The following is a 25,052-nucleotide window of genomic DNA, read 5'->3' on the forward strand; positions in this document are numbered from 1 at the left end:
TTCGTTACACCGCTCCGGTTATCCGCTTCTCTTTAATCCGTGCCATGCGGGGGAGGGAAACCTCTCCCGCATTCTTCAGATGGAGGATACCGCCCATGGGTCTGAATTTTTTCAAGAACCGCGATACAGTGCTCGAGAACGTCGACCTCTCCGAAATTGACAGGGAGTCGAAATTCAAGCATTTCAGGGGAAGGCAGGAAATCCTTCTCACGATTCTTCTGACGGCCTTTTCATGCTTTCAGCTCTACGCTTCCATCACAAACCGATTTCCCCAGCAGATCGTCCGCTACTCTCACCTGGGCTTCGCCATATGCCTTGCCTATATCATGTACCCGGCCACGTCGAAGACGGACCGGAGCAGGCACAGCATTTTCGACCTGGTCCTGGCGGCGCTTTTCGCCGCGGTGACCTTCTATTTTCTTTACAACTACAAGGACCTCCAGCTCCGGGCAGGGGCGTACACCCAGCTTGACGTGATCATGGCAGGCATCGGCATTCTCTTCGTCCTCTTCGCCTGCTGGCGCGTCGTCGGGCCTCCCATCGTCTGCGTCGCTTCGTTCTTTATCATTTACGGATTTATCGGCCCCTATCTCCCGGGCTTCCTTCACCACAGGGGATACTCCGTCCAGCGGGTCATCACCCACTTGTTCATCACCACCGAGGGAATCATCGGGAACCCCCTCGGAGTGAGCTCCACGTTCATTTTCCTGTTCATCTTCTTCGGAGCCTGTCTCGAGAAAACGGGTATCGGCAAGTTTTTCATCGAGGCGGCCACCAGCGCGTCCGGCTGGGCGGCTGGAGGTCCGGCGAAAGTGGCCGTTCTCACCTCGGCCCTCACCGGTACTATAAGCGGATCCTCGGTTTCCAACACGGTAAGCACCGGGAGCTTCACCATCCCCATGATGAAAAAACTGGGTTACAAGGCAGAATTCGCGGCAGCCGTTGAAGCCGCCGCGTCCACGGGAGGGCAGATCATGCCGCCCGTCATGGGGTCCGCGGCATTCCTCATCGCCGACGCCATAGGCGTGCCCTACCCCACCCTCATGAAGCACGCTCTCATCCCGGCAATGCTGTATTTTACCGGCATTTGGGTCATGGTCCATTTCGAGGCCAAAAAGAGCGGGCTCCGGGGGCTGCCCCGGGACCAGCTTCCCCCTCTGTGGCCCCTCATCCGGGACCAGGGTCACCTCATGCTTCCCCTCGCGGCCATCATCTACTTCATGCTGAGCGGCTTCACCATCACGCGGAGCGCCCTGTGGGGCATCTGCGTCGCCGCCTTCATCCCGTACCTGCGAAGGGGAACCTTCGTTCCCTTCAGGCAGATACTCACCGCCCTGCCGGCGGCGGCGAAATCCATCGTCAGCGTCGCCACTGCCTGCGGCACCGCGGGCATCATCGTGGGAATGGTGACCCTTACGGGGCTGGGGCAGAGAATCGGCGCCGGCATGTTCGAGCTTGTGGGCGGTTCGCTGATCCTGGGGCTCATGGTGGCCATGCTGACGTCGCTGATCCTGGGTATGGGGGTTTCGACCACGTCCAACTACATCATCACGAGCACCATCGCCGCGCCGATTCTTATCCGGATGGGCGTTCCCGTTCTGGCGAGCCATCTCTTCTGCTTTTACTTCGGCATCATCGCCGACATCACTCCTCCCGTGGCCCTCGCGGCCTACGCGGGGTCGGCGATAGCGAAGAGCAATCCCTTCAAGACCGGGGTGATCGCGTCAAAGATCGCCATAGGGGCTTTCATAATCCCCTACATGTTCGCCTTCAACCCGAAAATGATCATGATCAACGGGAATTTCTGGGAGGCCCTTCCCATGATCGTAACGGCGGTCATAGGAATGATCGGCATCGGTGGCGGGCTGACCGGCTATCTCGACGGCCCGGTGAACAGCTTCTGGAGAATTCTGATGATCATAGGCGGTTTTATGCTGATAATTCCGGATTTCGGAACCGACATCATCGGCGCGGGCATCATATTCGGCATCCTTCTGCTTCACCGCCTGTACATCTACCCGAAGACAGGAAGCAAATAACCGGAGAAGAGCATCCGTACAGAGTTGTTGTCAGGGGACGGCATACGGCCGTCCCCTGTTTTTTTACCCTCCGTTATGATGCCGCCTGCCCAGGTTGAACAGGGCAAGGCCCGAAAGGATGACCGCTCCGCCGATCAGGGTGGCCGTATCGGGCAGTTCGCCCGCGAGCAGAAAGCCCAGCAGACTCGAGAGCAGAGGGGTCACGAACATGTAGTTGCTCACCGAGGATGTGTTTCCGGCCTTCTCGAAAGCTTTCGACCAGGCGACGTAGGCGATGGCGCTGGAAAAGACGGAGAGCATGGCGAGGTTGAAGAGCTGGGAAGGAGGCGCTGATGCCAGTTCCAGAAAGGATTGGGGCGCAAAGACGGCGAGCATGGCGGTTCCGGCCATGATGCTGTAGGTGGCGGTCTGCAGCCCCGAGTATCTTTTCGTCAGCCCCTTCTGGAGGAGGTTGTAAACGCTGAGGACCAGCGCGGCCATGAGCAGCCAGAGGATCCCCCTGTTTACGGTGAATGCACCCTTCATGAGCGAAAGGATCAGGATGCCGCCGAACTCCACGGCAAAGGCTGCCCATTGGAGCATTCCCACCCTTTCGCCCTGGAACAGGACGGCGAGGAGTGCGGTGATCACCGGAGCGGAGGAAATGATAATACTGCTGGTGGCCGAGGTGACGGTGAGCGACCCCTGGTTGAAGGCCCCCAGGTAAAGAAAGAAACCCGCGGCTCCGGCTGCTGCGAAGTACTTGAGGTCTTCCCTCCGGGGGAGCTTCATTCCGGTGCGGAAGCCCGCCGCGCCGAGGATGCAGGAGGCTATGAGGCAGCGCAGAAAACCGAGGGAGAGGGGCGAAAAGTGCCCCAGGGCCAGGCGGGTGAAGACATAGGCCAGGGACCAGCAGAAAATGGCTGTAAATGCGTAGGGGTGGTAGCTTCGCAGAATGTTCAGCAACGGCACCTCCCCGGACGGGACAAGCCCTGCGGAGGGCGGCAGGTTCTCCGCAGGGCTTCAGGGTCAGGATAGAGGATCGTCGTTCCTGAAGCGGGGGAATCAGAGCACATAGGTTCCCGAGACGGTGTTCCCTCCCCGCTCCGTCCAGTTGGTATGGAAAAATTTGCCTCTTTCGGCGTCGAGCCTCTGGTACATGTGGGCGCCGAAGTAGTCCCGCTGGGCCTGCAGCAGGTTCGCGGGAAGGAATTCGCTGGTGTATCCGTCGAAGTAGGCCAGGCCGGAGCTCATGGAGGGGATGGGGATGCCGTGCATGATGGCGGCTGCGGCCACCTCCCGCCAAGCGGGAAGGAGTTCCTTCATGAGATTCTTGAAGTAGGGGTCGAGGATGAGGTTGGTGAGGCCGGGGTCCCGGTCGAAGGCATCCTTGATCCTGCCGAGGAAGACGCTGCGGATGATGCACCCCGCCCGCCAGAGAAGGGCGATGCCGCCGTAGTTGAGCTTCCAGCCGTAGGTCTCCGCCGCGGCCCGGAGGAGCGTGTACCCCTGGGCATAGGAGATGATCTTGGACGCGAGGAGGGCCTTCCGGATCTTTTCAAGAAATTCGGCCCTGTCGCCGATGAAGGGTGTCTTTTCTCTGGGGAATTCCCCGGCGGCGGCCACCCGCTCGTCCTTCATGGCGGAAAGGCATCGAGCGAAGACGGCCTCGCTGATGAGGGTGAGGGGAACGCCCTCGTCCAGGGCGGAGACGCTCATCCACTTGCCTGTCCCCTTCTGCCCGGCGGTGTCGAGAATCTTGTCCACCAGGGGCTGCCCGTCAGCGTCTTTGTAGGCGAGGATGTCCCTGGTGATCTCGATGAGGTAGCTGTCCAGGTCAGTCTCGTTGAACCCCTTGAAGGCTTCGTGCATTTCCTCGGCGGACATGCCGAGCACGTCCCGCATGAGGTGGTAGGCCTCGCAGATGAGCTGCATGTCGCCGTATTCGATGCCGTTGTGGACCATCTTGACGAAGTGCCCTGCGCCGTTGTCGCCCATCCAGTCGCAGCAGGGGGTGCCGTCCTCCACCCTGGCGCTGATGGACTGGAAGATGTCTTTGACATGGGGCCAGGCTGCTGCCGAACCGCCAGGCATCATGGAGGGACCCTTGAGGGCCCCCTCTTCTCCGCCGCTGACCCCGGTGCCGATGTAGAGAAGGCCCTTGCTTTCCACGTAGGCCGTTCGCCGGATGGTGTCGGAGAAGTGGCTGTTGCCTCCGTCGATGAGGATGTCACCCTTTTCCACGAGGGGCAGGAGGTGCTCGATCATTTCGTCCACGGCCTTGCCGGCCTGGACCATCATCATGATCTTCCGGGGGCGTTCGAGGCTCTCCACAAGGTCCTCGAGGAAATAGGTGCCGAGAATGTTCTTTCCCTTCGCCCTGCCTTCGACAAAATTGGAAACCTTGTCCGCAGTGCGGTTGAACACGGAGACGGTGTACCCCCTGGATTCCATGTTCATGACAAGGTTTTCACCCATGACCGCCAGGCCGATGAGGCCGATGTCTGCTTTTTTCATGGCATAGCTCCTTATCGTCGAGATAGCCGCTCCTGCGGGCGGACCTCTACCGTTTCACCCTGGCGTTGCCTTCCCACACGCTCCAGACCTGCTCCTCGCTCGCGGGAAGGGCAAAGTCGTAGATCATGGTGGTGGCCATGGCGCCGGTGGCCCAGCCGAACTGAAGGGCCTTCTCGGGCTCCCACCCCTTGTTCAGGCCGTAGAGCAGGCCGCCGACGAAGCCGTCGCCGCCGCCGATGCGGTCGAGGATGTGGATGGGCCGGGGCGGGGCCTCGAACCATCCTCCGCCGGAGTGAAGGATGGCCCCCCACAGGTGCTCGTTGGCGTGGACCACCTGGCGGAGGGTGGTGGCAAAGACGGACGCATTGGGGAAGGCTTTCCGGGCGTTGTCGATCATGCCCTTGAAGCTGTCCATCTTGCCGGAGATGTCCGAGCCTCCGGCCTCGGGTCCCTGGACGCCCAGGGCGAGCTGGAAGTCTTCCTCGTTGCCGATGAGGTAGTCCGTCAGGGAGGCGATTTCGGCGAAGAGGGCGGAAAGCTCCTGTCCCCTGCCCTTCCAGAAGGATTCCCGGTAGTTCAGGTCGAAGCTGATGAGGGTGCCGTGGCTCTTGGCGGCCCGGGCCAGCTCGATGCAGAACTGCCCCGTCTCGGGCGAGAGGGCGGCAATGAGGCCGGAGACATGGAGCACCCGGACTCCTTCGCGGCCGAAGAGCCGCTCGAGGTCGAAATCCCTGACGTTGAGGGTACGGCCGACCTCTCCTGCGCGGTCGTTGGTCACCCGGGGTCCCCGGACACCGAAGCCCGTGTCGGCGATGTTGAACTGGTGCCGGTAGCCCCACGGACCTCCCTGGGGCACTTCCTTTCCCTCGAACTCGATGCCCCGCTTACGGAGATCGTTCTTGATGAGAAGCGCTATGGGGCTGTCCTTCACGAAGGTGGTGAGTACCTTGACCCTCTCTCCCAGGGCGGCGCTGACGGTGAGGACGTTGCTCTCGGCGCTGGTGGCCTGGAGAAAGAAATGGTCGCTCACGTGCACCGGCTGGTGGTTGACGGGGGTGATCCGCACCCCCATGCTGGTGGGGCAGACAAGCGAATAGGTCCAGCTTTTCCTAACGGTCGGTTTCATCATGTCCTCCTTCTCGGCAGGAATCGGCCTGCGGCGGAATTGAAAACAGACTTTTCCGTATTGACGGAAGCGGGCGGGAAAAAGAGGATTCCTCTTCTTCTCCGCACCGCCCGTTCTATTTCACAATATATCAGAAAACGGGGGAACGGGGTTCCCCCTTCTGCACAAATTTCCCCTGAAAAGAGAAATCATCACCCATTAACGGACAAGGTACCCTCCGTCCACAGGAATGACGGCTCCGTTGAGATAATCCGAAGCAGGGGAAGCCAGGAAGAGCGCAACTCCCTGCATGTCTTCAGGAGTCCCCCACCGGTGCGCGGGGATCCGGTCGGTAATCTCCTTGTAGCGGGGATTGGCGGGATCGAGAAGGGCGGTGTTCATTTCGGTGGCCATGTAGCCCGGGGCGATGGCGTTCACGTTGATTCCGCAGCCGGCCCATTCGTTGCAGAATGCCTTGGTGAGCTGGGCCACTCCTCCCTTGCTTGCCGCATAGGCAGGGATGGTGAAGCCCCCGAAGAAGCTGATCATGGAGGCCACGTTGATGATTTTCCCGCTGCCCTGTCTGATCATTTCCCTGGCGGCCATCTGGCACATGCGGAATGTCGCCGTCAGGTTGACTTCAAGAACGTCATTCCAGTCTTCCAGGGGAAATTCTTCTGATTTGTGGCGGCGCTGTATTCCCGCGCTGTTGACAAGGATGTCGATTTTTCCGCCAAGCATTTCGAGCGCCTGCTGAAAACCGGCCTGGCGGGAAGCCTCGTCTGCGAGATCCGCGGCGACGCCGTGGCACTTGAATCCCTTGTCCCTGTATTCCCGGGCCATGGTCACTATTTTTTCCGTAGTGGCAAAGAGAACCGTTTCCACACCGGCTTCCATGAACCCTTCAGCCATGCCTTTGCCGAGTCCTCGTCCGGCACCCGTTATCATAGCTTTTTTTCCGGACAGATCAAACCATCTCATTGAAGCCCCTCCTTGCCATGGTTAGCACCAGCGGACGAACGGCCCGCCATTCTTTCAGACGAAACCAAACTCAATTGCTTCCCGCATACTCCGGGTCGATGACCGCGAGGTCGTAGCGGCGCTGCTCCGGAGAAAAGGACGCCAGGGCCCAGAAGTAGGCGTTGCGTGTTCCGGGGCTGGCCACCGTGGGGTGGTAGCCGCAGGGCGCCTCGACCATCGTGCCCGAATGAACGGGATGAGCGACGCAGTCCATGGTGCCTCCGGTTTCGAGATAGCTCAGATGAAAGCCGAATTTGGGGGCCGGCATGTCGAAGTAGCAGTACACCTCTTCCAGATCCTTTTCATGCTGGTGGGGCGGCCAGCTTGTCCATGCGCCGTTGCCGCCCCATGTCAGGCCGCAGATCAGCCTGGAAGCGGGGGTCTTGGGGGCAAGGGTGAACATGACCTCCCGGCGTCCGACCCCTTCACCGTGGATCTGGTGGACATCACCGATGGGAAGGGTGGGATCATATTTCCGGAAGCTCACCTCGCCTATGTTTTCATAGGGAGCGCCGGCGATGTAGAAAAACGAGTCCTCAAGGGAAGTGATTTCCACACTTGCCCGGGCGGGAAGGTAAAAGGAGTCGAATCTGTCCATGGACATGTCAAGGGCGGAGTTTCCGCCCAGCTGTACCCTTCCGTTCATCAGGACGGCATGCATTTCCAGGTCTCCGGTCTCCAGAAGAAAGCGCTCCCCGCGGGGAAGGTTCAGGCGGTAGATCCGGGCTACCCTGCATTCGCTTTTTTCAGGAGAGATGACCGTATGAAAACCCGGCTCTTCCGGCGACTGGACCCGCCACTTCTCCATCCTGGCCTTGCTGTTTAGTGAACTCATGTGAATTCCTCCGATCATAGTGTGTCATTTTCCGGTGCAGAGAAAACTTCCTCCCGTCCTGCAAAAAAGATCCGGTGCAGCGGATTCCGGCTACTTGACCAGGTATCCTCCGTCAACGGGGATGATCGCCCCGCTGACATAGTCGCTCGCCCGGGAGGCGAGAAAGATTACAGCGCCTTTCATGTCATCCCCCGTTCCCCACCGGTGCGCCGGGATGCGCTCGGTAATCTGCCGGTTTCGCGTTTCATCGGCAACAAGGGCCGCGTTCATTTCCGTTGCCATGTAGCCGGGTGCAATGGCGTTGACGTTGATTCCCCGTCCGACCCAGTCGTTCGTCAGTTCCTTCGTCAGCTGCGCGACGCCGCCCTTTGCCGCGGAGTAGGCGGGAACGGTCTGCCCGCCGAAGAAGCTGGCCATGGACGCGATGTTGATTATTTTGCCGCAGCCCTTTTTCAGCATTATTCTGCCTGCGAGCTGGCATTGAATGAAAACGGCGTTGAGGTTGACGTTGATGACTTCGTCCCATTCTTCCACGGGGAAATTTTCTGCGGAATGGCGTCTCTGGATTCCGGCAGCGGTCACCAGTATGTCCAGGTCGCCTCCGAGGGCGCCGAGAGCTTCGTCAAAGGACCGGTACACTTCATCCCGGTTTCTGAGGTCCGCCCTGACGCCGTGGCATTTCCACCCTTTGGCGCGGAATTCCTCCGCCGTGGCGAACACTCCGTCGGAAGATCCTATGATGGCGACTTCGCACCCCGCCTCCAGCAGGCCCTCGGCCATTCCCCTGCCCAGCCCCCGGGTTCCTCCCGTTACGATCGCCTTTTTTCCCGTGATATCAAACAAATCGTGTGTCATTCAGTTTTTCTCCTTTTCCTTCATTTCCCGTCCTCCCGGCTAGGGCCTCTGGAGCGTGCCGTCGGGGAGCCTCGTCTGTGTCCAGGTGGTAACGGTGTTTTCGCAGGGATACTTCGCAGCCTCCGCCTCATCCAGGTCGACACCGAGACCGGGGCGGTCGTTGGCGTAAACATAGCCCCGGCGGAGTTCAGGCAGTCCGGGGAAAACATCGAGCAGGGCATCCCGGGGACCCTTGAGGTCGTGGAGAATGAAATTGGGAGGTTCCGTTCCGGACCACTCCTGAACGCCAAAGTTGTGGGCGGCAAGATCGAGGTGGATATTCGCGGCGTGGCCGAGGGGAGACATGTCGCCCGGACCGTGCCAGGCCGTCCTGACACCGAACTGCTCGGAAAAGAGCTGGAGTTTCCTGGCCGGGGTAATTCCGCCTATCTGGCTGATGTGAACACGGATAAAATCGATCAGGCGGTTCGTGATGATGTCCTTCCACTCGGAGGGATTGCTGAAAAGTTCGCCCTGGGCCAGGGGAATGGTCGTATGGGAGCGCAGCAGACGCAGCCACTCGCCCTGTTCCAGGGGAACGGCGTCTTCGAGGAAGAAGAGGTCGAAGGGCTCCAGGGCCTGGGCGAAACGAACGGCGTCCATGGGATGAATGCGCTCGTGCACGTCATGGCAGAGAGCCATGTCAAAGCCGATCCGCTCCCGTATGCCCTCGAACAGGGCGATGGTGTCCCTCATGTATTTCCGGGGCTCGAGGTAGACTCCCTTCGGCGCTCCGGCGGGCGCTCCGGACGGAGCGTTTCCGAACCCGCCTCCGCCGTATCCTCCGCACTGACACCGGACGCAGGTGATACCCTGCTCCTGCCGCCGGAGAATGTCCTCGCAGATCTCGGAAAGATCCTTTCCCTCCACGTGACGATAGACCGGCACCGCCTCCCTGCATTTTCCGCCGAAGAGCTGGTACAGGGGCATGTCCGCCATTTTTCCCTTGATGTCCCAGAGGGCCATGTCGACTCCGGATACGGCGTTGTTCTCGGCAGGTCCGTTCCGCCAGTAGCCGTTCTGGTGCATCATGTGCCAGAGATCTTCAATGTTCTCCACAGGCCGCCCGATCAACAGGGGCCTGAGGTATTCCTCCACCAGGCATTTCACCACCAGGTGCCGGTAGGCGAAGGTGGCGCAGCCCAGGCCGTAGAGTCCCGGTTCGCTTGTGTCAATCCTGACCGCCGTGAGGTTGATGCCCTCAGGGGCGGTGCAGATGACCCTGACATCCCTGATATATACTGTCACGGCACTTTTCCTTCTTTCCGCAGTCGCATGGCGTCGTATCGTGCCGGGGCGAAAGCTGCAATATTATCCTTTTTCTCCGGAATACCCTGCACGGCCTACTTGAGTATGAATGTGCTGAAACCGGGAATCAGAACCGCCGCAATAAACACCGCAAGGTAGCCGATGAAGAACGGAGTCTGGGCTTTTGCGATATCCCCCATTCTGAGTTTCGAAACGGTGGTGGCGGCAAATATGTTTACGGCGACAGGCGGTGTCATGGTGCCGATGACATTGGCCACGCAGACGATCATCCCGAAATGGATCACGTTGATGCCCATGGACTGGGCTATAGGCCAGAGGACCGGAACGAGCAGCACGGCAATAGCTATGCCCTCCATGAAGGTACCGAACATGAGCAGAATGCAGGCCACGGCGACACAGTACAAAATGGGGCTGAGATTCATAGCCATAACAGAAGAAACCATGGCCCTGGAAAGACCCGAAAAAGTAAACAGCCACGAGAACGCCGTGGATGTCCCTATGATGAAGAGCACCATGGCCGAACTCTTGGCGGAATTCAGGATGATCGGCACAAGATCCGAAAGGCTGAGTTCCCTGTAGATGAACATTCCGGCAAAGAGGGCCCACACAACGGCAACGGCAGAAGATTCCGTCGGCGTCAGAAGACCGCTGTATATGCCGCCGAGAATGATCAGGGGAAGCATGAGCGCCGGTATGGCCTTTACCGCGGAGACGAGGAATTCCCTGAGGGTATATTTCTCCGTGGACTTCGGCCATTTTTCCTTGTAGGCGAAGTAACCGCCGACGACCATGAGAACCACCATGATCACCAGACCGATCACCATGCCGGCGCTGAACATATCCCCGACGGACGCTCCCGTGAGGGTGGCATAGATGACCATAATGATGCTGGGCGGGATGATGGGACCGAGTCCTCCTGAAACGACCAGCAGTCCTGCCGTCCTGTCTTTCGGATAGCCTATGCGGATCATATCGTCGTAGAGCATTGCACCTATGGCGACCACTGTCGCCGGTGCTGAGCCGGACAAAGCGGCAAAAAACGCGCAGGCAAGGACAAGGGCGAGGGCCATTCCTCCCCTGACGCCTCCCACGATGGAGTTTGCGAAATCGACGATGCGCCTGGAAATGCCGCCCCTCGTCATGAGGTTTCCCGCAAGGACGAAAAAGGCGATGGCCATGATGGAGGTCGATTCAAGCCCTCCGTAGATCCGCTGGGCCACGGTGGAGATGGACACAGAAATATCAGGGCTTGTCACTATGGTAAACATGGTCGCCGCCCCGAGAGAAAGAGCGATGGGTACGCCGAGGACAAGGAGCAGCGCGAAACTCCCGAACAGAAGAAACCCGGTCATGAGTCCGCCCTCCCGTCTGCGGCACAGGTCATCCTGCCTCCGCCGTCCCCCGAGACGAAATCTTTCAGCATGGCGAAAAGCATGGCGCTCTGAACAAGTGTGATTATGGAGAAGCTCAGAGTGAGAGCGAAGTAGGGAATAAACATGGGAATGTGCATAGCGGAAGAGGTCTGCCCGCTTAACAGCTGGACTCGAAGAAGCCTGATGGTGCTGAAGGCAAGGACACCCGAGAAGACGATCACTATCAGCTTGGACACCATCTGGATGATCTTCTTTTTCTTCCCCTGGAATCTGTCCACCACTGCAGTCACCGAAACCTGCGTTCCGTCCCGAAGCCCGATCTCCGTACCTATGAGTACCATGTATATCTGGCAGTAGGTGGCCAGTTCCTCGAACCAGGAAAAACCGGGAGCCTGGAAAAAATTCCTGTTCAATACCTGGGCGAAGAACGTGGCGACCATGGTCACAAAAGTGACCACCATGATTGCGTTTTCGATCTTTTGACATATGGATAGTATTTTTTTCATACCCGACCCGCTTTCCCAGGAAAAAAACACCGGAAGGCACATTCAACAGTGACTTCCGGTGCCTTTCGAGTTCAGTTCTTATAAACTCTCGTTTTGGATGACGCGGTTATTTCACGGTGGCGATAGTCTGGTCAACCGCAGCCTGCCACGCAGGATCGAACTTCCACCCCTTCTCAGCGGCGGCTTTCTGGTAGGCTGCCTGCAGAGCGGAATTGTCGATATCATGGAAAACGACGCCGACTCCCTTGAGCTTCTCGGTGGCTTCCTCGTTGGCATCGACAAGATACTGGCGCTGTGCCTCGTAGCCTCTCTTGACCGCTGCCAGGAAGGGCTCCCGCAGATCTTCGGGGATCTTGTTCCAGGCGTTGTCGGACATGCAGAGCAGAATGTAGACGAACGCGTGGTTGGTGTAGGTGATATTCTTTGTGACCTCGTAGAATCCGTTATTCCAGCAGTTTGCGATGGCATTCTCAGCAGCGTCGATCGTTCCCTGCTGAAGGGCCGTAAACTGCTCGCCGGCGGCCATGGCTACGGGCATGGCGCCGAAAGCGCTGAAAGCGGCCATGTGATACTGGTTCTGCATGGTACGGATCTTGACGCCCGAGAAATCTTCGATCTTCTGGATGGGCTTCACGGAAAACACGTTCCTGAAACCGGACTCCATGTATCCGATGACGTTAAGGCCGAGCCTCTTTGCCTTCTCCTGGATCAGGGCGCCGACGGGGCCGTCGACGGCAGCGTGAGCCTGCGCGGCGTTTGCCCAGAGGAAAGCCTGGTCGAGAATGCTCATCTCGGGAATAAAGTTGGTCATGACGGAGTTTGCCGCCGTTGCGATGTCGATGTCTCCCGTCATGGCGAGCTCAACGGTATCCCTTTCGCCTCCGAGGGTTCCGCCGGCTACGATTTTAATTTTGATTCTTCCGTCGGTGGCCTTTTCAACTTCTTCGGCAATCTTGGCAGCCCCTTTGTAATAAGGGGATGTCTCGGGGTCAACCATGGCGAAGGTAAAGGTAATCGGGTCCGCGCTCTCCGCAGGAACAACCTGTACCGATGCCGCCATTCCGAACGCCATTGTTGCAATCAGCAGTGCAGTTGCCAGTTTCTTCATTTCCTGTCTCCTCCTCGAAAATAGATTTCGGTGCTCCATCAACGGGCCGGATTCACGGCCTGTCAAACCCTGTTTTCAAGTACATCCGATGGTTCGGATAAACCGCTTCTGCGTTCCGTCTCACCTCTTGGGGAGGCCGAATGCCGGCAGTTGCAAGCTTGTCATACAAGACGGGGTCTTAAGGGGTTTCCGGTACGAGACGTTCTATCGCTGACTGAAGGTGCTCGGACATAAGGCTGCGAACCTGCTTTGCGTTGCCGTCGCGGAATGCCTTGAGGATAATGGAGTGGTAGTAGATTCCGTCTTTGTATCCCAGGACGGCGTTCATCTTTGCATGGGTACGGACCGTTTCTTTAAAAATCTCTCTCAGGCTTTTTTCCAGGAGAGGGTTTCCTGATGCCCTGGCAATACACTCATGAAACAGGATATCTTCCCGGACGAACTCTTCAGGTTCCCCGACGCTGCCTATCATGTTCTCCAGGTGCAAAGCAAGTTCTTCCAGCAATCCTGAAGGCATGCACGAGCATGCCAGGTAACCCGCCTCCGGTTCGACGATTCTCCGGAATTCCATAACCTTCCTCATGTCACGGCAGTCCTGGGACGTAATTCCGGTAATCTCTCCGCCGAACAGGGAAAGGTCGGCGTTCTTCACAAAAGTCCCTTTGCCATGAACGCTCTGGAGCACGCCGAGGCCCACAAACTGCTGTATGGCAACCCGAACGCTGGCCCTGCTGACACCTAGGATACGGGTAAGGCAGTTTTCGGAGGGGATTTTCCCTCCTGCCGGCCAGGTCCCGTTCTCGATGTTGTTCATGAGGTATTCGACCACTTTCTGGATCACGCTGACTCTCAACTTGTAAGACAAGCTCATCACCGTTTTCATTATACGGGGAAATGTTTGATTTGCAACCCAAAAAGAATGCTTCCTGCATTTTGTAATACAGGAAGGGCAGACCCGGGGTTCCCTGAGTGAAAGGAAATCCGCCTCCATACAAAAAAGGGCTCCCCGAACGGGAAGCCCTTTCACCAACAGCTTTGGAACTATCAGGCCCTGGTCTGGAGCGAGTGGTACTTGAACTGCTTCCGGGCCTCGTCGAGCCTCATACCCTGCTCGGTGGCGGAGCGGATCTTTTCCTCGGCGGCCTCGATCTCGAGAGCGGTGGCCAGGACTTTCTCCTCGAACTCCCTTGGAATGACGACGACTCCGTCGGCGTCGCCCACGACGATGTCGCCGGGGCGGACCCTGACGGTGGCGATGTTGACGTGGCAGTTGACGCCGTCGACCTGGACCCGGTCCTTGCCCGTCCGCATGTACCGGCCGGAACTGAAGATGGGATAGTCCAGCTCGAGGCTGCGGTTGGTGTCGCGGCACACGCCGTCGATTACGGTGCCCGCGATGCCTCTGCGTTTGGCGACGCTGGTGAGGATGTCTCCCCAGACAGTGCAGTCCAGCCGTCCCTGGTTGTCCAGCACGACAACGCCGCCCTCCGGTACGTCGTCGATGAAGTCTCCCACGGTGCCCTTCACGATGTCAACGGGACCGTACTTGACAGTGAAAGCCCTCCCGGCGATTTTCCACCCGGGGTTGAAGGATTTGATCCCCAGGCACTGTCCCGTGAGCCCGTTTTTGTCCAGGGCATCGGAAATTGTGGAGGTATCGATTGTGTGGAACTGCTCAACGATTTTTTCCATGATCTCTGCACTCCTTTTTCTGGTTTGCTTTATCCGGCGGCTGCCGGGCGTCATTTCATCATGTTCGGAAGGTAGAGGATAACCTCGGGGAAGAAGTTCAGCGCCACGACCACTACGATCATCGCGGCCACCAGCGGCATGACTTCCTTCACCAGGCTCTCCAGCTTGATGTTGCCGATGTCGCAGGCGATGAAAAGGCACATGCCCACGGGGGGCGTGTTGTGGCCTATGGCAAGGGCGATGACCATGATGATGCCGAAGAAGAGAGGGTCGATCCCGAGGCTTGTGATGATCGGGTAGAAGATGGGAGCCATGAGCACCATGGCCGCCGTATTGTTGAGGAACGTGCCGATGATGAGGAGGATCAGCACCATGATGAGCTGGACAACGATGGCGTTATTGGAAAAACCGAGGATTGAACTGGCGATGGTCTGGGGAATCTGTTCGCTCACAAGAACGAAGCTGAGCACCTCGGCGGTAACCATGAGGTACATGACCAGTGCCGTGGACTTGGCGGACTTCAGGATGAGCTTGGGAAGATCCCTGAAGGAAATCTCGCGGTGGATGAAAAGGCCGACGATAAGCCCGTACACCACAGCAACGGCCGCTGACTCAGTGGGCGTAAAGATGCCTGCGTAAATGCCTCCGAGGATGAGAACGGGCATGAAGATGGCAAATACTGCTTCCCTGCAGTATTTCAGGATCGTTTTCATGGAGGTTTTCTCTTCGCCGCGGTATCCCCTTTTCACGGAGATGATGTATTCCACTATCATCAGGGCAATGCAGATGATGATACCGGGGATGATGCCGCCCAGGAAAAGGGCGCCGATGGAGACTCCCGTAGAAACTCCGTACAGAACCATGGTGAGGCTGGGGGGGATGATGAGACCGATGGTTCCCGAGGCAGCCACAACCGCCCCGGCAAAATTTTTGTCGTACCCTTTTTCCACCATGGGTTTTATCATGACGCCGCCGATGGCGGCCGTCGTTGCGGGAGCTGAACCCGAGAGGGCGCCGAAAAAGGTGGACGCCGCGGTGGCGACGAGGGCAAGGCCGCCGCTCATCCGGCCGAAGAATGCTCCGGCGAGGTTCACAAGCCTGCGGGACACGCCCCCTTCGCTCATGATGTTCCCGGCGAGGATGAAGAAGGGAACCGCCATGAGGGCAAAGGAATTTCCGGCGTTGAACATGTTCTGCACCAGGACCGCAATATCGGCGGCTCCGGTGATGACCACCGAGAATATGCATGACAGGCCGAGGGCCACGATGATGGGCACACCGAGAAGAAGAAACCCGATGAAAAAGGCCGCCAGCAGGATACTCATTGTCTGATCTCCTTCAGCTGCGCTATGGATTTAAGAATGACTTCAAGGAGCATGAACAGGGAGAGAAAGCTGGCGACCGGCACTATCATGAATACGTGTCCCATCTTCAGCCACTCCATGGACGGGGAAACCACTTCGAAGTCGATGATCTGCAGGGCCATGGGGTAGGAGTACCAGACCACGATGGCCAGGAAGAGAAAAGACAGGAGATGGGCTACGATGACGATGATCTGCCTGACAAAGGGGTTCTTAATGGAGTCGACGAAAAGGGACATGTTTATGTGCCTTGATTCCCGGTACAGAAGCACCGCACCGAAAAAGAACACTCCCGAAAACAGGTATCCGGCAAGCTCTTCGGACCAGGAGAGGGGCTGTGCAAGAACGTAGCGGAAATAGACCTGCATGACGATAAAGACGACCATTCCCGTCATCAATAGGGTAATAAGGACTTCGAGCAGCCTGGTCAGCATGTCGTTGATATAGGTTACTGTCTTGAGCATAATGCGGAAAACCTCCCGTGGGGACAAGAATCAGCAGAACGTTCCGGCGATCCGGCACAATTCCCGATGGGTGAAGGGAATCCCGGATCGCCGGAAGTTTCTGGTGTAAGGGCTACTTTCTGCCGGTGGCCGTCAGAATCTTGTCCAGCATTTCGCCGTACTTGTCCCTGTATTTCTCGTAGACGGGAGCGACGGCCTGCCTGAAGGGTTCCTTGTCGGGGCGGGTGAAGACGACGCCCTGGTCTTCGCACTGCTTCATTTCTTCCGCGTCGAGACTCCTCTGGTTGTCGTAGGAGAACCGGCTGACCTTCTTCGCCTCTTCGATAAAGATGGCTTTGTCTTCGGCCGGAATGGAGCTCCAGAGCTTGTTGGACATGATGAGCACGCCGGGCATGTACATGTACCCCACGAGGGCCGCCGTCTTGGTGAGCTCGTAGTATTTCTGGGTGATCATGTGGGTGAGGGTTCCCTCGCATCCGTCGATGGTGCCGAGCTGCCACGCGGAATAGACGTCGTTGAAGCCCATGGGAACGGCGCTGGCGCCCATGGCGTTGATGGTGTCGATCATCTCGGCGGAGTTGACGACCCTGAGCTTCATTCCCTTGAGATCGTCGGGATGGTTCACGGGCCTGGGGGGGAAGAGGTGGCGGAATCCGCTCTCAAACCAGCCGACGACCACGAGGTTCCTTTTCGCAAGGCTTTCCGCGAATTCTTCACCGATAGGTCCGTGCAGCACTTCATAGGCTTCCTCGGAATCGTTGAAAAGGAAGGGGAGGTTCAGGACGCCGATCTTGGGGCTGTAGGACGTCAGGAGCGACCCCGTGGCCATGACCATGTCCCTGGTTCCCAGCTGGCAGCCCTCGATGAGCTGGTTCTGCTTGCCGTACAGGTCAGAATGGTACACCTCGAGCACGTAGCGGTTGTTGGTCGCCTCGGCGATCTGCTTCCCCCACATTTCAAGGTACACCTGGTAGGGGAACTGGGCGTTTCCGCTGTGCCCCACCTTGATCACCCTGGGAGCTGCAAATGCGGTTGAAGCGGTCAAAAGAACGCAGAGCAGAATTACGGTCCCGAACAGTCTTTTCCCTTTCACTGAAATAGCCTCCTTCTGTAAATCCGGATTTTTGGGAACCATACTCATTTCTGCCGTATGTTTCGGCGGAAATGAAGAAAAACAGGAATAGATTCCTGGAAAAACCTACTTTTTCATGCCCACACTTTCAGGAACTCCGTCCAGCTTGAGCAGGCTGTAGAGGGTTTCCCCTTTTTCAATCCTCTCCCTTATTTCCTTTTCCTTTTTGACCACGGCGCGGCTTTTTTCCAGTATCTCCTCCGCTTTTCCCGACGGGATGACCACGATGCCGTCGGCGTCGCCCACGACAAGATCTCCCGGAAGGACAGGCACATTTCCGCAGGAAATCGGGACATTGACGGATCCCGGCGAGGCCTTGAAGCCTCCCTGGGGAGAGACCGCCCGGGCAAAAACGGGCAGGGGGGACGCAGCCAGCTCCTGGCAGTCACGGACGCCTCCGTCGAGGATAATTCCGCCCAGCTGCTTCTGCCGGGCCATCTGGTTCATAAGACCGCCCCACAGGCCGGTGTCATATATTCCGCCGGCGTCGATGACGAGGACGTCGCCCGGCCTGGCCATTTCCAGGGCGACATGGATGGCAAGGTTGTCGGCCCGGTAGGTCTGCACGGTCAGTGCGGGACCGCAGAGTCTCATGTCGGGGTTCATGGGCTTGATCATCCAGGACATGCACCCGAACCGTCCGCGGGCATCCCCGATGTTGGCCACGGGAATGTTCCGGTAGCTCTCGATTATTTCCTTCGGTATCACGTCGCAGCAGGGATTCACTACAAACACATCGGTTCACCTCGGTCTCGAAAAAAAGAACATTTCGTTTTGATTTCCGAGCGCATGCAGTTCGGCAAAAGAACTATACTGCAAAACAGCAAGTTCGTATAACAAAGATTTTCGTTATATAATATTTAGCAAATAAATATCTTGGGGGGGAAAGAATGCTCTCCACAGGGACGGAAACCTTTCTGGCCATTATAGAAAGCGGAAGCCTGAGCAGGGCCGCGGAACAGCTTCGGATCACCCAGTCCACGGTGAGCCTCAGGCTGAAAAACCTGGAAAGCGAGCTGGGGTGCACTCTCATCGACAGACGAAGGGGAGAGCGGAGTATAGAACTGACCCCTGCGGGCAAGGCCTACCTACATTTTGCGGAGCAGATGAGGGATATTGCCCAGGACATGGACACGGAGGAGCTTTCAGGAGGTTCGCTGAAGATCGGCGGGGTGGATAGTGCCCACGTTTTTCTGCTTTCCCCGGTCTTCAGGTCGCTGATAACCCACACTCCCCCGGTCAAAATTATCCTGGAAACCCACCAGAGCTGGCAGATCCAGGATCTTGTGGAAAGGCGGCAGCTGGACGCGGGATTCGCCATTTCGGTGGAGCGTTCGCCGAACATCGTTGTCCAACAGCTTATCCGGGAGGAATATTTCCTTATGCGGCTTCCGAGAGAAGGTGAAAGCAGCGAAAAAAAAGTGGACGCACGGACACTCGATCCTCTCGAGGAACTGCACATCAACTGGGGAAGCAGCTACATGCTGTGGCACGACCAGATCTGGAATCCTCTGAAGACTGTGAACATCCAGCTCGATACCGTCGCGTGCATCACCCGTATGCTTTTTTCACCCAAGCAGTGGGCCATCGTGGCATCCTCGGTGAAGGAGCATTACGGTGACCGGTACCTCTTCCAGCGTCTTGATCCGCCGCCCCCGCCCAGGCCCCTTCATCTTCTTGTCCACCGCCATCCGCCCCTGCGGGCGGTAAGGGGGCTGAAAATACTCCGGGAAATACTCGGCGAAGTATTTCCCGGCATGGTTTCTCTTTCGGCATGAACTGAAGGTTTTTTTCAGAGGTCCGTCCCAATTTCCGCCAGCAAGGTCTCCATCTGGCGGCTGAAGGTGCCGTGAAGTTCCCGGATCTTTTCTCCGTCGGAATCCTCGAGAGCCCGCTGGAGATCCCTTGCGGTTTCGTGAAGGGCCGTCGCACCGATGCTGCCTGAACTGCTTTTCACCTTGTGGACCATCTTTGCGGCGTCATCGTACTGCCCCGCTTCCACCAAGGCGGCGAGATCCCTGACAAGGGTGCCGTTTTCCCGGGCGTATTCGGACAGCACAGTTTTGTAGAGGGCTTCGTTGCTGCCCATGAACTTGAGCCCCATGGCCCTGTCAAGAATGCCTTTTTCCTTCGGCAGGTGCAGCGGCCGGGTCCCGGCCGTTTCAACCACCTTCCTGACGAAGCCCTCGGGGTCGAAGGGCTTGCTGATGTAGTCGGTTATGCCGTGCTGTTCGCACTTCTCCCTGACCCCGTCCACCACGTCTGCCGTGAGGGCGATGATGGGAACTGCGGGGGCGGTTTCCTTGATCCTGAGTGACGCGTCGTACCCGTTGAGGACGGGCATGTGAAGGTCCATGAGAACAAGGCGTATCTCCCCGAAGTGTTCCCGGAAGGCCGCCACGCCCTTTTCGCCATCATCCGCGAGGATAATTGAGAACCCTTCCTGTTCAAGCAGGGATTTCGCGATGAGCTGGTTTGTTTTGTTGTCCTCCACCACGAGGATGGTTCCGAGAGATGTTTTCATTTCTTCCTCTGCCACCTGTTCTTTCTTGTCCTGGGATTCGCCTCCGACCGAGGAGACGGCCTTCAGCTTGAATATTTCCTGTATGGCATTGAAGAGGACTGATTGTATGACCGGCTTGCCCACGGCCATTTCAATTCCGTGCTCTTCCGTCCTGTCGAAGAGATCTTCCCGCATCATGGGGAGCAGAAGGATGACCGCCGGCATTTTGACGATCCTCGGATTGTCCCTCATTTTGTCCACGAAGCTGAAGGCCTTTTCCTCCGGCGTTTCGTAGTCGATGATGAGAAGGTCGAAGGGCTTGGAGAACTTGTCGTTCGCCGTTTCGAGCATGCTCCGGGCGCTGGCCTCCGATGTGGTGATCTCGCACTCCATGCCGAAGGAGCTGAGATAGGAATCGATCAGGTTCATGTTGGCTCCGGTCTTCTCCAGGACGAGGGTCTTGATGTTCCTGAAGTAGGAAGAGGATATCCTTTTCCGGTGCTCTTCCTCGTTTGCGGCGTCGACTTCCAGCTCCACCTGGATGATGAAGGTGGTTCCCCTGCCTTCGGAACTGTAGACCTGGATCTCGCCGCCCATCATGTCCAGCAGGTTCTTCACGATGGCCAGCCCGAGGCCGGTGCCGCCGAAACGCCTGTTGATGCTGGCGTCCCCCTGGGAGAAAGGCTCGAAGAGCCTGTTCGCCTGCTCCTCCGTCATGCCGATGCCCGTGTCCTCGATGGTGAAGAGCAGAAGGCAGGTTGAGGCCTTCCGGGCCTTCATCCGGACATCGAAGGAGATGGTTCCCGATTCGGTGAACTTGGCGGCGTTGTTGATGAGGTTAATGAGGATCTGCTCGATGCGCCTTGAGTCACCGAAAAAGAAGTTCGGCAGCCTGGGGTCCTTGGTGAGGCTGAAGCCGATCCTCTGCTCCTCTATCTTGTAGGAGACGATGTCGATGACGTTCTGGAGCACGTTGTCGATGTTGAAGGCAATATGTTCCAGCTCCACCTTCCCGGCCTCGATCTTCGAGAAGTCGAGGATGTCGTTGATGATGCTCAGCATGGTGTTCGACGACTGAATGATCCGGTCCACGTACATCTTCTGGGTCGGCGCCAGTTCGCTCTTTTTCAGGAGATAGGCCATGCCGTTGATGGCGTTCAGCGGTGTCCTCACTTCGTGGGACATGCGGGCCATGAAGCCCGATTTCACGTTGTTCGCCGCTTCGGCCTCCAGCTTGGCCTTCTCCAGGTCTTCCTGGATTTTCACCCTGCGGGCCGCCTCCCGTTTCAATATCCAAACCCAGCAGAGAGACACGAGCAGAATGAGGAAGACAGCAGAGCCTGCAATGAGCAAATTCCTGATGAGAGGGCCGTAGTCCGTTTCAGTCCCCAGGTCGATCCATTTCGCGTTGATGGCCAACCGTTCTTCCTGGGTTATGGAGGCCAGGGTCTTGTCCAGGACGGAGACCAGCTCGGGCCAGTCCTTTCTTACGGCGAAATGGAGGGAGAGCTGCTTTTCCGCCTCGAAGGCCACGAACTTGAGGTTGGTGAGCCCCGTGGATTTAATGAGGAAATGGGTGGTGGCCAGATTTCCTACAAAGGCGGTTTCCGTGCCGTTGGCCACCGAGGTGAGGGCCGTCTCCACCGAATCGTAGAGGCTGAGGTTGATGGCCGGGTGGCCGATGAGGTAGCTGTGGTGGGAACTGTTCCTCTGGACGGCCACGGTCTTCCCGTACAGGTCCTCTATGTCGTTGATGTCCGTCTGGGAGGTTCGCGTGACGATGACTCTCTTGAAGTTGTAGTACGGCCGGGAGAAGAGGAAATAGCGCTCCCGCTCAGGAGTCTGGGATATGGAGGGAAGCACGTCCAGATCCCCTTCCAGGGCCTTCGAGTAGGCCTCCGGCCAGGTGAGTCCTTTCGCCGCCTCGAACCGGACACCGAGCTTCCCTTCCATGATCCTGACATACTCCGCGGCGATTCCCTTGTAGCCGCCGTCTGAATCAATAAACTCGAAAGGGACGAAGGAAGGGTCCACCCCCATACGGATAACTTTGTGCTGCTCCAGGAAAGCTTTTTCTGCTTCCGAAAGAACAAGCTCCTGTGCAAACGCGGCGGACGCAAGAAAGAAACACAGAAGGAAAAGGGCAATCACCGCTGCCCTTGCAGGTCCGGATAGTCTCATGGTCAAACGCCCCTTTCCGGTTGAGGTTCCGCCGGGTTTGTCTCCCCGAGCAGTTCCAGCGCGGCTTCGGGCGAAACGGGCCTGCTGAAGAGATAGCCCTGCATCAGGTCGCACCTGTGCCGCTCCAGGTAGCGCTTCTGTTCTTCCAGCTCCACGCCTTCGGCGACCACGAGGCGGCCGAGCCGGTGTCCCATGGAGATGATGTCGCCGGTTATGGCTGCCTCCGGGGGAAGGTGGACGAGCTTGTCGATGAAGTGCCTGTCGATCTTGAGATAGTTCACATTCAGCTCCCTTGCACGGAACAGGGACGAATAGCCGGTGCCGAAATCGTCCATGGCCACTGAGACGCCCCTTTTCTGCAGCTCGCCCAGCTTGCGGTTGATCAGGTCGAAGTTGTCCGCCAGGAGTGATTCGGTGACTTCCAGACAGATCCGGGAGGGAGCGGTTTCCTTCTCTTCGAGGAGACCGAAGAAGTCGTCGAGAAATGCGTCCCTCACCAGCTCTATGGCGGACACGTTGACCGACACGTAGACATCGTCATGGCCCGCCCTGCGGACTTCTTCGAGAAAATCGCAGGCCAGCCCAGTGATCTTCCGTCCGAGGGGAACGACGAGCTGGAGTTCCTCCGCCAGGGGAATGAATTCCAGGGGAGACACGGGACCGAGCCTGGGACTCCTCATGCGGGCCAGGGCTTCAAATCCCTTGATCCTGCCCGTCCACAGGTCAACGATGGGCTGGAATTCAGCGTAAATGTCCCGGCTCCCCTCGTTTCCAAGGGTTTCGAGCAGCTCTTCCTTGATGTCCTTTTCCCGCTTCGCCCTTTCCTCCAGCTCCTTTTCAAAGGGACAGACCTGGAAGGCTCCCTTCCGGGCGGCATATTCCGCGGCGATGGACGCGTTCCGGAGGATGGCGTCACCATCCCGGCATGTTTCATCCAGCCGGAGGATGCCGATGCCGCAGCCTGCGGCGTGGATGAGCTGGATCCCGGAGAGAGCGGAGATTATGGAGTCGCAGAGGCGGGCCGCTTCGCCGGCATCCGTGGAGTTCTTCAGGTAGAAGGCCATCCGTTCAGGTGAAATCTGGAAGAGCTTCCTTTCATCGGTGGCCAGGGCAAGGAGCCGGGTCGCCGCTTCCCTGACGATCTGTTCGCTGAAGGCGTAGCCGTAGGAGAGGCTCAGGGCGTTGAGGCGGTTCAGGTCCACCAGCACAACGGTCCGGTCCGCCTCCCCCGCGTCCCTGGCCAGGATTTTTTCTAAAAAGGCCCGGTTGTACAGGCCGGTCAGAATATCGTGTTCGCCCATAAACTGCAGCTGCCGTTCATATTCCCTGCGGCTCGAAATGTCGATGATGATCCCTTCAAGAGCCTCCACGTTGCCGTCGTGGTCGTAGACCCCTTGCCCAATCTCCAGCACCCATTTCCGGACCCCCGACGCGGCAGTAATCTCGTATTCTTCGTGGATGGGGCGTTTTTCCGGAAGGAAGCGCTCCCACTTCCGCCAGAGTTCTTCCCTGTATTCGGGGGCGATGAGTTCGTTGAAGGAGAGGTCCCTGTTCCCGACGAGGCTGTCGGGGCCATAGCCCGAAAGTTCGCGGCATCCGTCCGAGACGAACTCCATGGTCCAGTCCCTGTCGTATCTGCACCGGTAGGCCATGCCCGGGAGGTTGGAGAGGAGGACGGACTTGCTCCGCTCGCTTTCCCTCAGGGCTATCTCGGCCGTCTTCCGGGCCGTGATGTCCTGCATCAGGCTGATGTGACCGTTTCCGCCAGCATCGCCGAGCCGCAGCCCGGCCACGGTCATATCCACCCAGACCACGGACCCGTCCGGTCTGATGTACCGCTTTTCCATGGAATAGCTCTTGATCTCCCCGGCTTGAAGGGCGGCGTAATACTCCAGGTTTTTTTCCACATCATCCGGATGGGTTATCCGGGCCCATCCGAGGCCGAGGAGGTCCTCCCTGGTCCTGCCCGTTATTTTTTCAAGCGCGGGGTTGATGATAGGGGGAAGGTCTTCCCCGGGACGGAAGGGATCCTTGCTGAAGGAGAGGGAAATACCGATGGGAGACTGTTCGAGGATGGTCTGAAGCAGGGTGGTGCTTTTCTTCAGTCGTTCCTCGACCAGCCGCTGCATTCTGTTCAGTTCGAGATGGGTTTCCACCCTGACCCTGAGGGATTCAAGGTTGACGGGTTTCCGGATGTAATCCTCCGCACCCAGTTTCAGGCCCCGGATTTCCTTGTCGAGCTCGTCGTAATTGGTCAGGATAAGAAAGGGAGTCTTCACGGGGGGTTTTCCGGCTTTCAGCTTCTCGAGGAGCTGGAAGCCGTCCATGTTGGGCATGTGGAGGTCCAGGATGACGAGATCGAGATCGGGGTGCGTTTCGATCACCTGGAGGGCCTCGATGCCGTCGCAGGCGGTGAGGATTTCAAAATCGGCCAGCATGTTCCCGATAACCATGCGGTCTGTGGATGAGTCGTCGACGATCAGAATCTGTGCGCCCATTGATATCTCCCCTTTGTGCGTCTGCCAGGCATATTCATTCATGGGAAGCGACAGCGAAGCCCGTTGTGCGCTGGGGACACCGGTTCAGAAAAAAGTCACGTCAAGGGAAACGTTTTCCTTCGTCCGGCCGAAAGCCGGACTGCCCCGGAAGGAAAAGTCCCTCAATGTCAGTCTACTGCAAATCAGCCATCCGGTCCACACGGAAAATCAGGCATCCTCATCCTCTCCGTCATCGTCCTGAAAAAGCTCCATTTCCTCCTCCCGGGCCAGGTAGTCAACTCCGGCGAGAGATTCCACGTGGTGCCGTAGTTCGTGGATCACCGTTTCCTCGATCTCTTCCTCCCACTCGTCCGCGGAAGCCCCCTCCAGCGCCTCGGCAAAACTGCCGTAATAGAGCAGGACCAGGCTGCCGAGATCGGGGTCCTCGACATATTCCCCCAGAATGAGGGCATCCCCGTCCTCCTTCGTTTCCGGTCGGACGAGGATCCCCCCGTTGAGCTGCCGGAACAGTTCCGGCGGAAGAGATTCCAGAACGGCGTCGATCGTTTTCCTGAAGCGGCGGATGTTCATGCTTCC

At 58.0% G+C, this 25,052-nt stretch carries 21 protein-coding genes; 2 read left to right on the forward strand and 19 right to left on the reverse strand.

Features of this window, described 5'->3' with window-relative positions:
• Positions 1–95 precede the first annotated feature (95 nt).
• Positions 96–2,039 carry a TRAP transporter permease gene (locus C8D99_RS02275; RefSeq protein ID WP_133955966.1) on the forward strand — a complete coding sequence of 648 codons (1,944 nt, stop codon included), beginning with the start codon at positions 96–98 and terminating at the stop codon, positions 2,037–2,039.
• Between the two features lie 63 nt (positions 2,040–2,102).
• On the opposite strand, the gene C8D99_RS02280 is transcribed toward C8D99_RS02275, so the two are convergent.
• The 16 genes from C8D99_RS02280 to C8D99_RS02355 form a co-directional block, all read right to left on the reverse strand.
• A complete protein-coding gene (locus C8D99_RS02280; protein ID WP_208321041.1) occupies positions 2,103–2,984 on the reverse strand; it encodes a DMT family transporter in 882 nt (293 codons plus the stop codon).
• 99 nt (positions 2,985–3,083) lie between these two features.
• A complete protein-coding gene (gene gnd / locus C8D99_RS02285) occupies positions 3,084–4,535 on the reverse strand; it encodes a decarboxylating NADP(+)-dependent phosphogluconate dehydrogenase (RefSeq protein WP_133955968.1) in 1,452 nt (483 codons plus the stop codon).
• Positions 4,536–4,581: 46 nt separating this feature from the next.
• A complete protein-coding gene (locus C8D99_RS02290; RefSeq protein WP_133955970.1) occupies positions 4,582–5,661 on the reverse strand; it encodes a sugar kinase in 1,080 nt (359 codons plus the stop codon).
• Positions 5,662–5,859: 198 nt separating this feature from the next.
• Complete coding sequence (locus C8D99_RS02295; protein WP_133955972.1) at positions 5,860–6,621, reverse strand: SDR family NAD(P)-dependent oxidoreductase; 762 nt, start codon at positions 6,619–6,621, stop codon at positions 5,860–5,862.
• 70 nt (positions 6,622–6,691) lie between these two features.
• Complete coding sequence (locus tag C8D99_RS02300; RefSeq protein ID WP_133955974.1) at positions 6,692–7,495, reverse strand: 5-deoxy-glucuronate isomerase; 804 nt, start codon at positions 7,493–7,495, stop codon at positions 6,692–6,694.
• 90 nt (positions 7,496–7,585) lie between these two features.
• Complete coding sequence (locus tag C8D99_RS02305) at positions 7,586–8,350, reverse strand: SDR family oxidoreductase (protein WP_133955976.1); 765 nt, start codon at positions 8,348–8,350, stop codon at positions 7,586–7,588.
• 39 nt (positions 8,351–8,389) lie between these two features.
• Positions 8,390–9,637, reverse strand: a complete 1,248-nt coding sequence (locus tag C8D99_RS02310) for an enolase C-terminal domain-like protein (protein WP_133955978.1) — start codon at positions 9,635–9,637, stop codon at positions 8,390–8,392.
• Between the two features lie 95 nt (positions 9,638–9,732).
• The gene (locus C8D99_RS02315; protein ID WP_133955980.1) at positions 9,733–11,010 is read right to left on the reverse strand and encodes a TRAP transporter large permease; all 1,278 of its coding nucleotides are present in this window, start codon (positions 11,008–11,010) and stop codon (positions 9,733–9,735) included.
• On the reverse strand, positions 11,007–11,492 hold the full coding sequence (locus C8D99_RS02320; RefSeq protein ID WP_243833813.1) for a TRAP transporter small permease: 486 nt from the start codon (positions 11,490–11,492) through the stop codon (positions 11,007–11,009). The genes C8D99_RS02315 and C8D99_RS02320 overlap by 4 nt, the downstream gene beginning before the upstream one ends.
• Before the next feature lie 151 nt (positions 11,493–11,643).
• Positions 11,644–12,645, reverse strand: a complete 1,002-nt coding sequence (locus C8D99_RS02325; RefSeq protein WP_133955984.1) for a TRAP transporter substrate-binding protein — start codon at positions 12,643–12,645, stop codon at positions 11,644–11,646.
• Between the two features lie 178 nt (positions 12,646–12,823).
• Positions 12,824–13,486 (reverse strand): FadR/GntR family transcriptional regulator, encoded by a 663-nt coding sequence (locus tag C8D99_RS02330; RefSeq protein WP_208321042.1) that lies wholly within the window; start codon positions 13,484–13,486, stop codon positions 12,824–12,826.
• Between the two features lie 203 nt (positions 13,487–13,689).
• The gene (locus C8D99_RS02335; protein WP_133955988.1) at positions 13,690–14,337 is read right to left on the reverse strand and encodes an RraA family protein; all 648 of its coding nucleotides are present in this window, start codon (positions 14,335–14,337) and stop codon (positions 13,690–13,692) included.
• Between the two features lie 50 nt (positions 14,338–14,387).
• Positions 14,388–15,662, reverse strand: coding sequence for a TRAP transporter large permease (locus C8D99_RS02340; protein ID WP_133955990.1), 1,275 nt, complete (start codon positions 15,660–15,662; stop codon positions 14,388–14,390).
• Entirely contained in the window at positions 15,659–16,162 is a 504-nt protein-coding gene (locus C8D99_RS02345) for a TRAP transporter small permease (protein WP_133955992.1), read from the reverse strand. The genes C8D99_RS02340 and C8D99_RS02345 overlap by 4 nt, the downstream gene beginning before the upstream one ends.
• 112 nt (positions 16,163–16,274) lie before the next feature.
• The gene (locus tag C8D99_RS02350; RefSeq protein ID WP_166669961.1) at positions 16,275–17,255 is read right to left on the reverse strand and encodes a TRAP transporter substrate-binding protein; all 981 of its coding nucleotides are present in this window, start codon (positions 17,253–17,255) and stop codon (positions 16,275–16,277) included.
• 105 nt (positions 17,256–17,360) lie between these two features.
• Positions 17,361–18,029, reverse strand: a complete 669-nt coding sequence (locus C8D99_RS02355; RefSeq protein ID WP_133955996.1) for an RraA family protein — start codon at positions 18,027–18,029, stop codon at positions 17,361–17,363.
• A gap of 155 nt (positions 18,030–18,184) precedes the next feature.
• Between C8D99_RS02355 and C8D99_RS02360 the strand changes: the two genes are divergently transcribed.
• Entirely contained in the window at positions 18,185–19,072 is an 888-nt protein-coding gene (locus tag C8D99_RS02360; protein WP_133955998.1) for a LysR family transcriptional regulator, read from the forward strand.
• A gap of 14 nt (positions 19,073–19,086) precedes the next feature.
• On the opposite strand, the gene C8D99_RS02365 is transcribed toward C8D99_RS02360, so the two are convergent.
• The 3 genes from C8D99_RS02365 to C8D99_RS02375 all read right to left on the reverse strand — a co-directional run bounded on the left by C8D99_RS02365 (position 19,087) and on the right by C8D99_RS02375 (position 25,046).
• A complete protein-coding gene (locus C8D99_RS02365; RefSeq protein ID WP_133956000.1) occupies positions 19,087–21,978 on the reverse strand; it encodes an ATP-binding protein in 2,892 nt (963 codons plus the stop codon).
• Positions 21,979–21,980: 2 nt separating this feature from the next.
• On the reverse strand, positions 21,981–24,476 hold the full coding sequence (locus tag C8D99_RS02370; protein ID WP_166669962.1) for an EAL domain-containing protein: 2,496 nt from the start codon (positions 24,474–24,476) through the stop codon (positions 21,981–21,983).
• A 207-nt stretch (positions 24,477–24,683) separates the two neighbouring features.
• Entirely contained in the window at positions 24,684–25,046 is a 363-nt protein-coding gene (locus C8D99_RS02375; protein WP_133956004.1) for a metallopeptidase family protein, read from the reverse strand.
• Positions 25,047–25,052 lie beyond the last annotated feature (6 nt).

It is taken from the genome of Aminivibrio pyruvatiphilus (genome assembly GCF_004366815.1).
Taxonomy (GTDB): domain Bacteria; phylum Synergistota; class Synergistia; order Synergistales; family Aminobacteriaceae; genus Aminivibrio; species Aminivibrio pyruvatiphilus.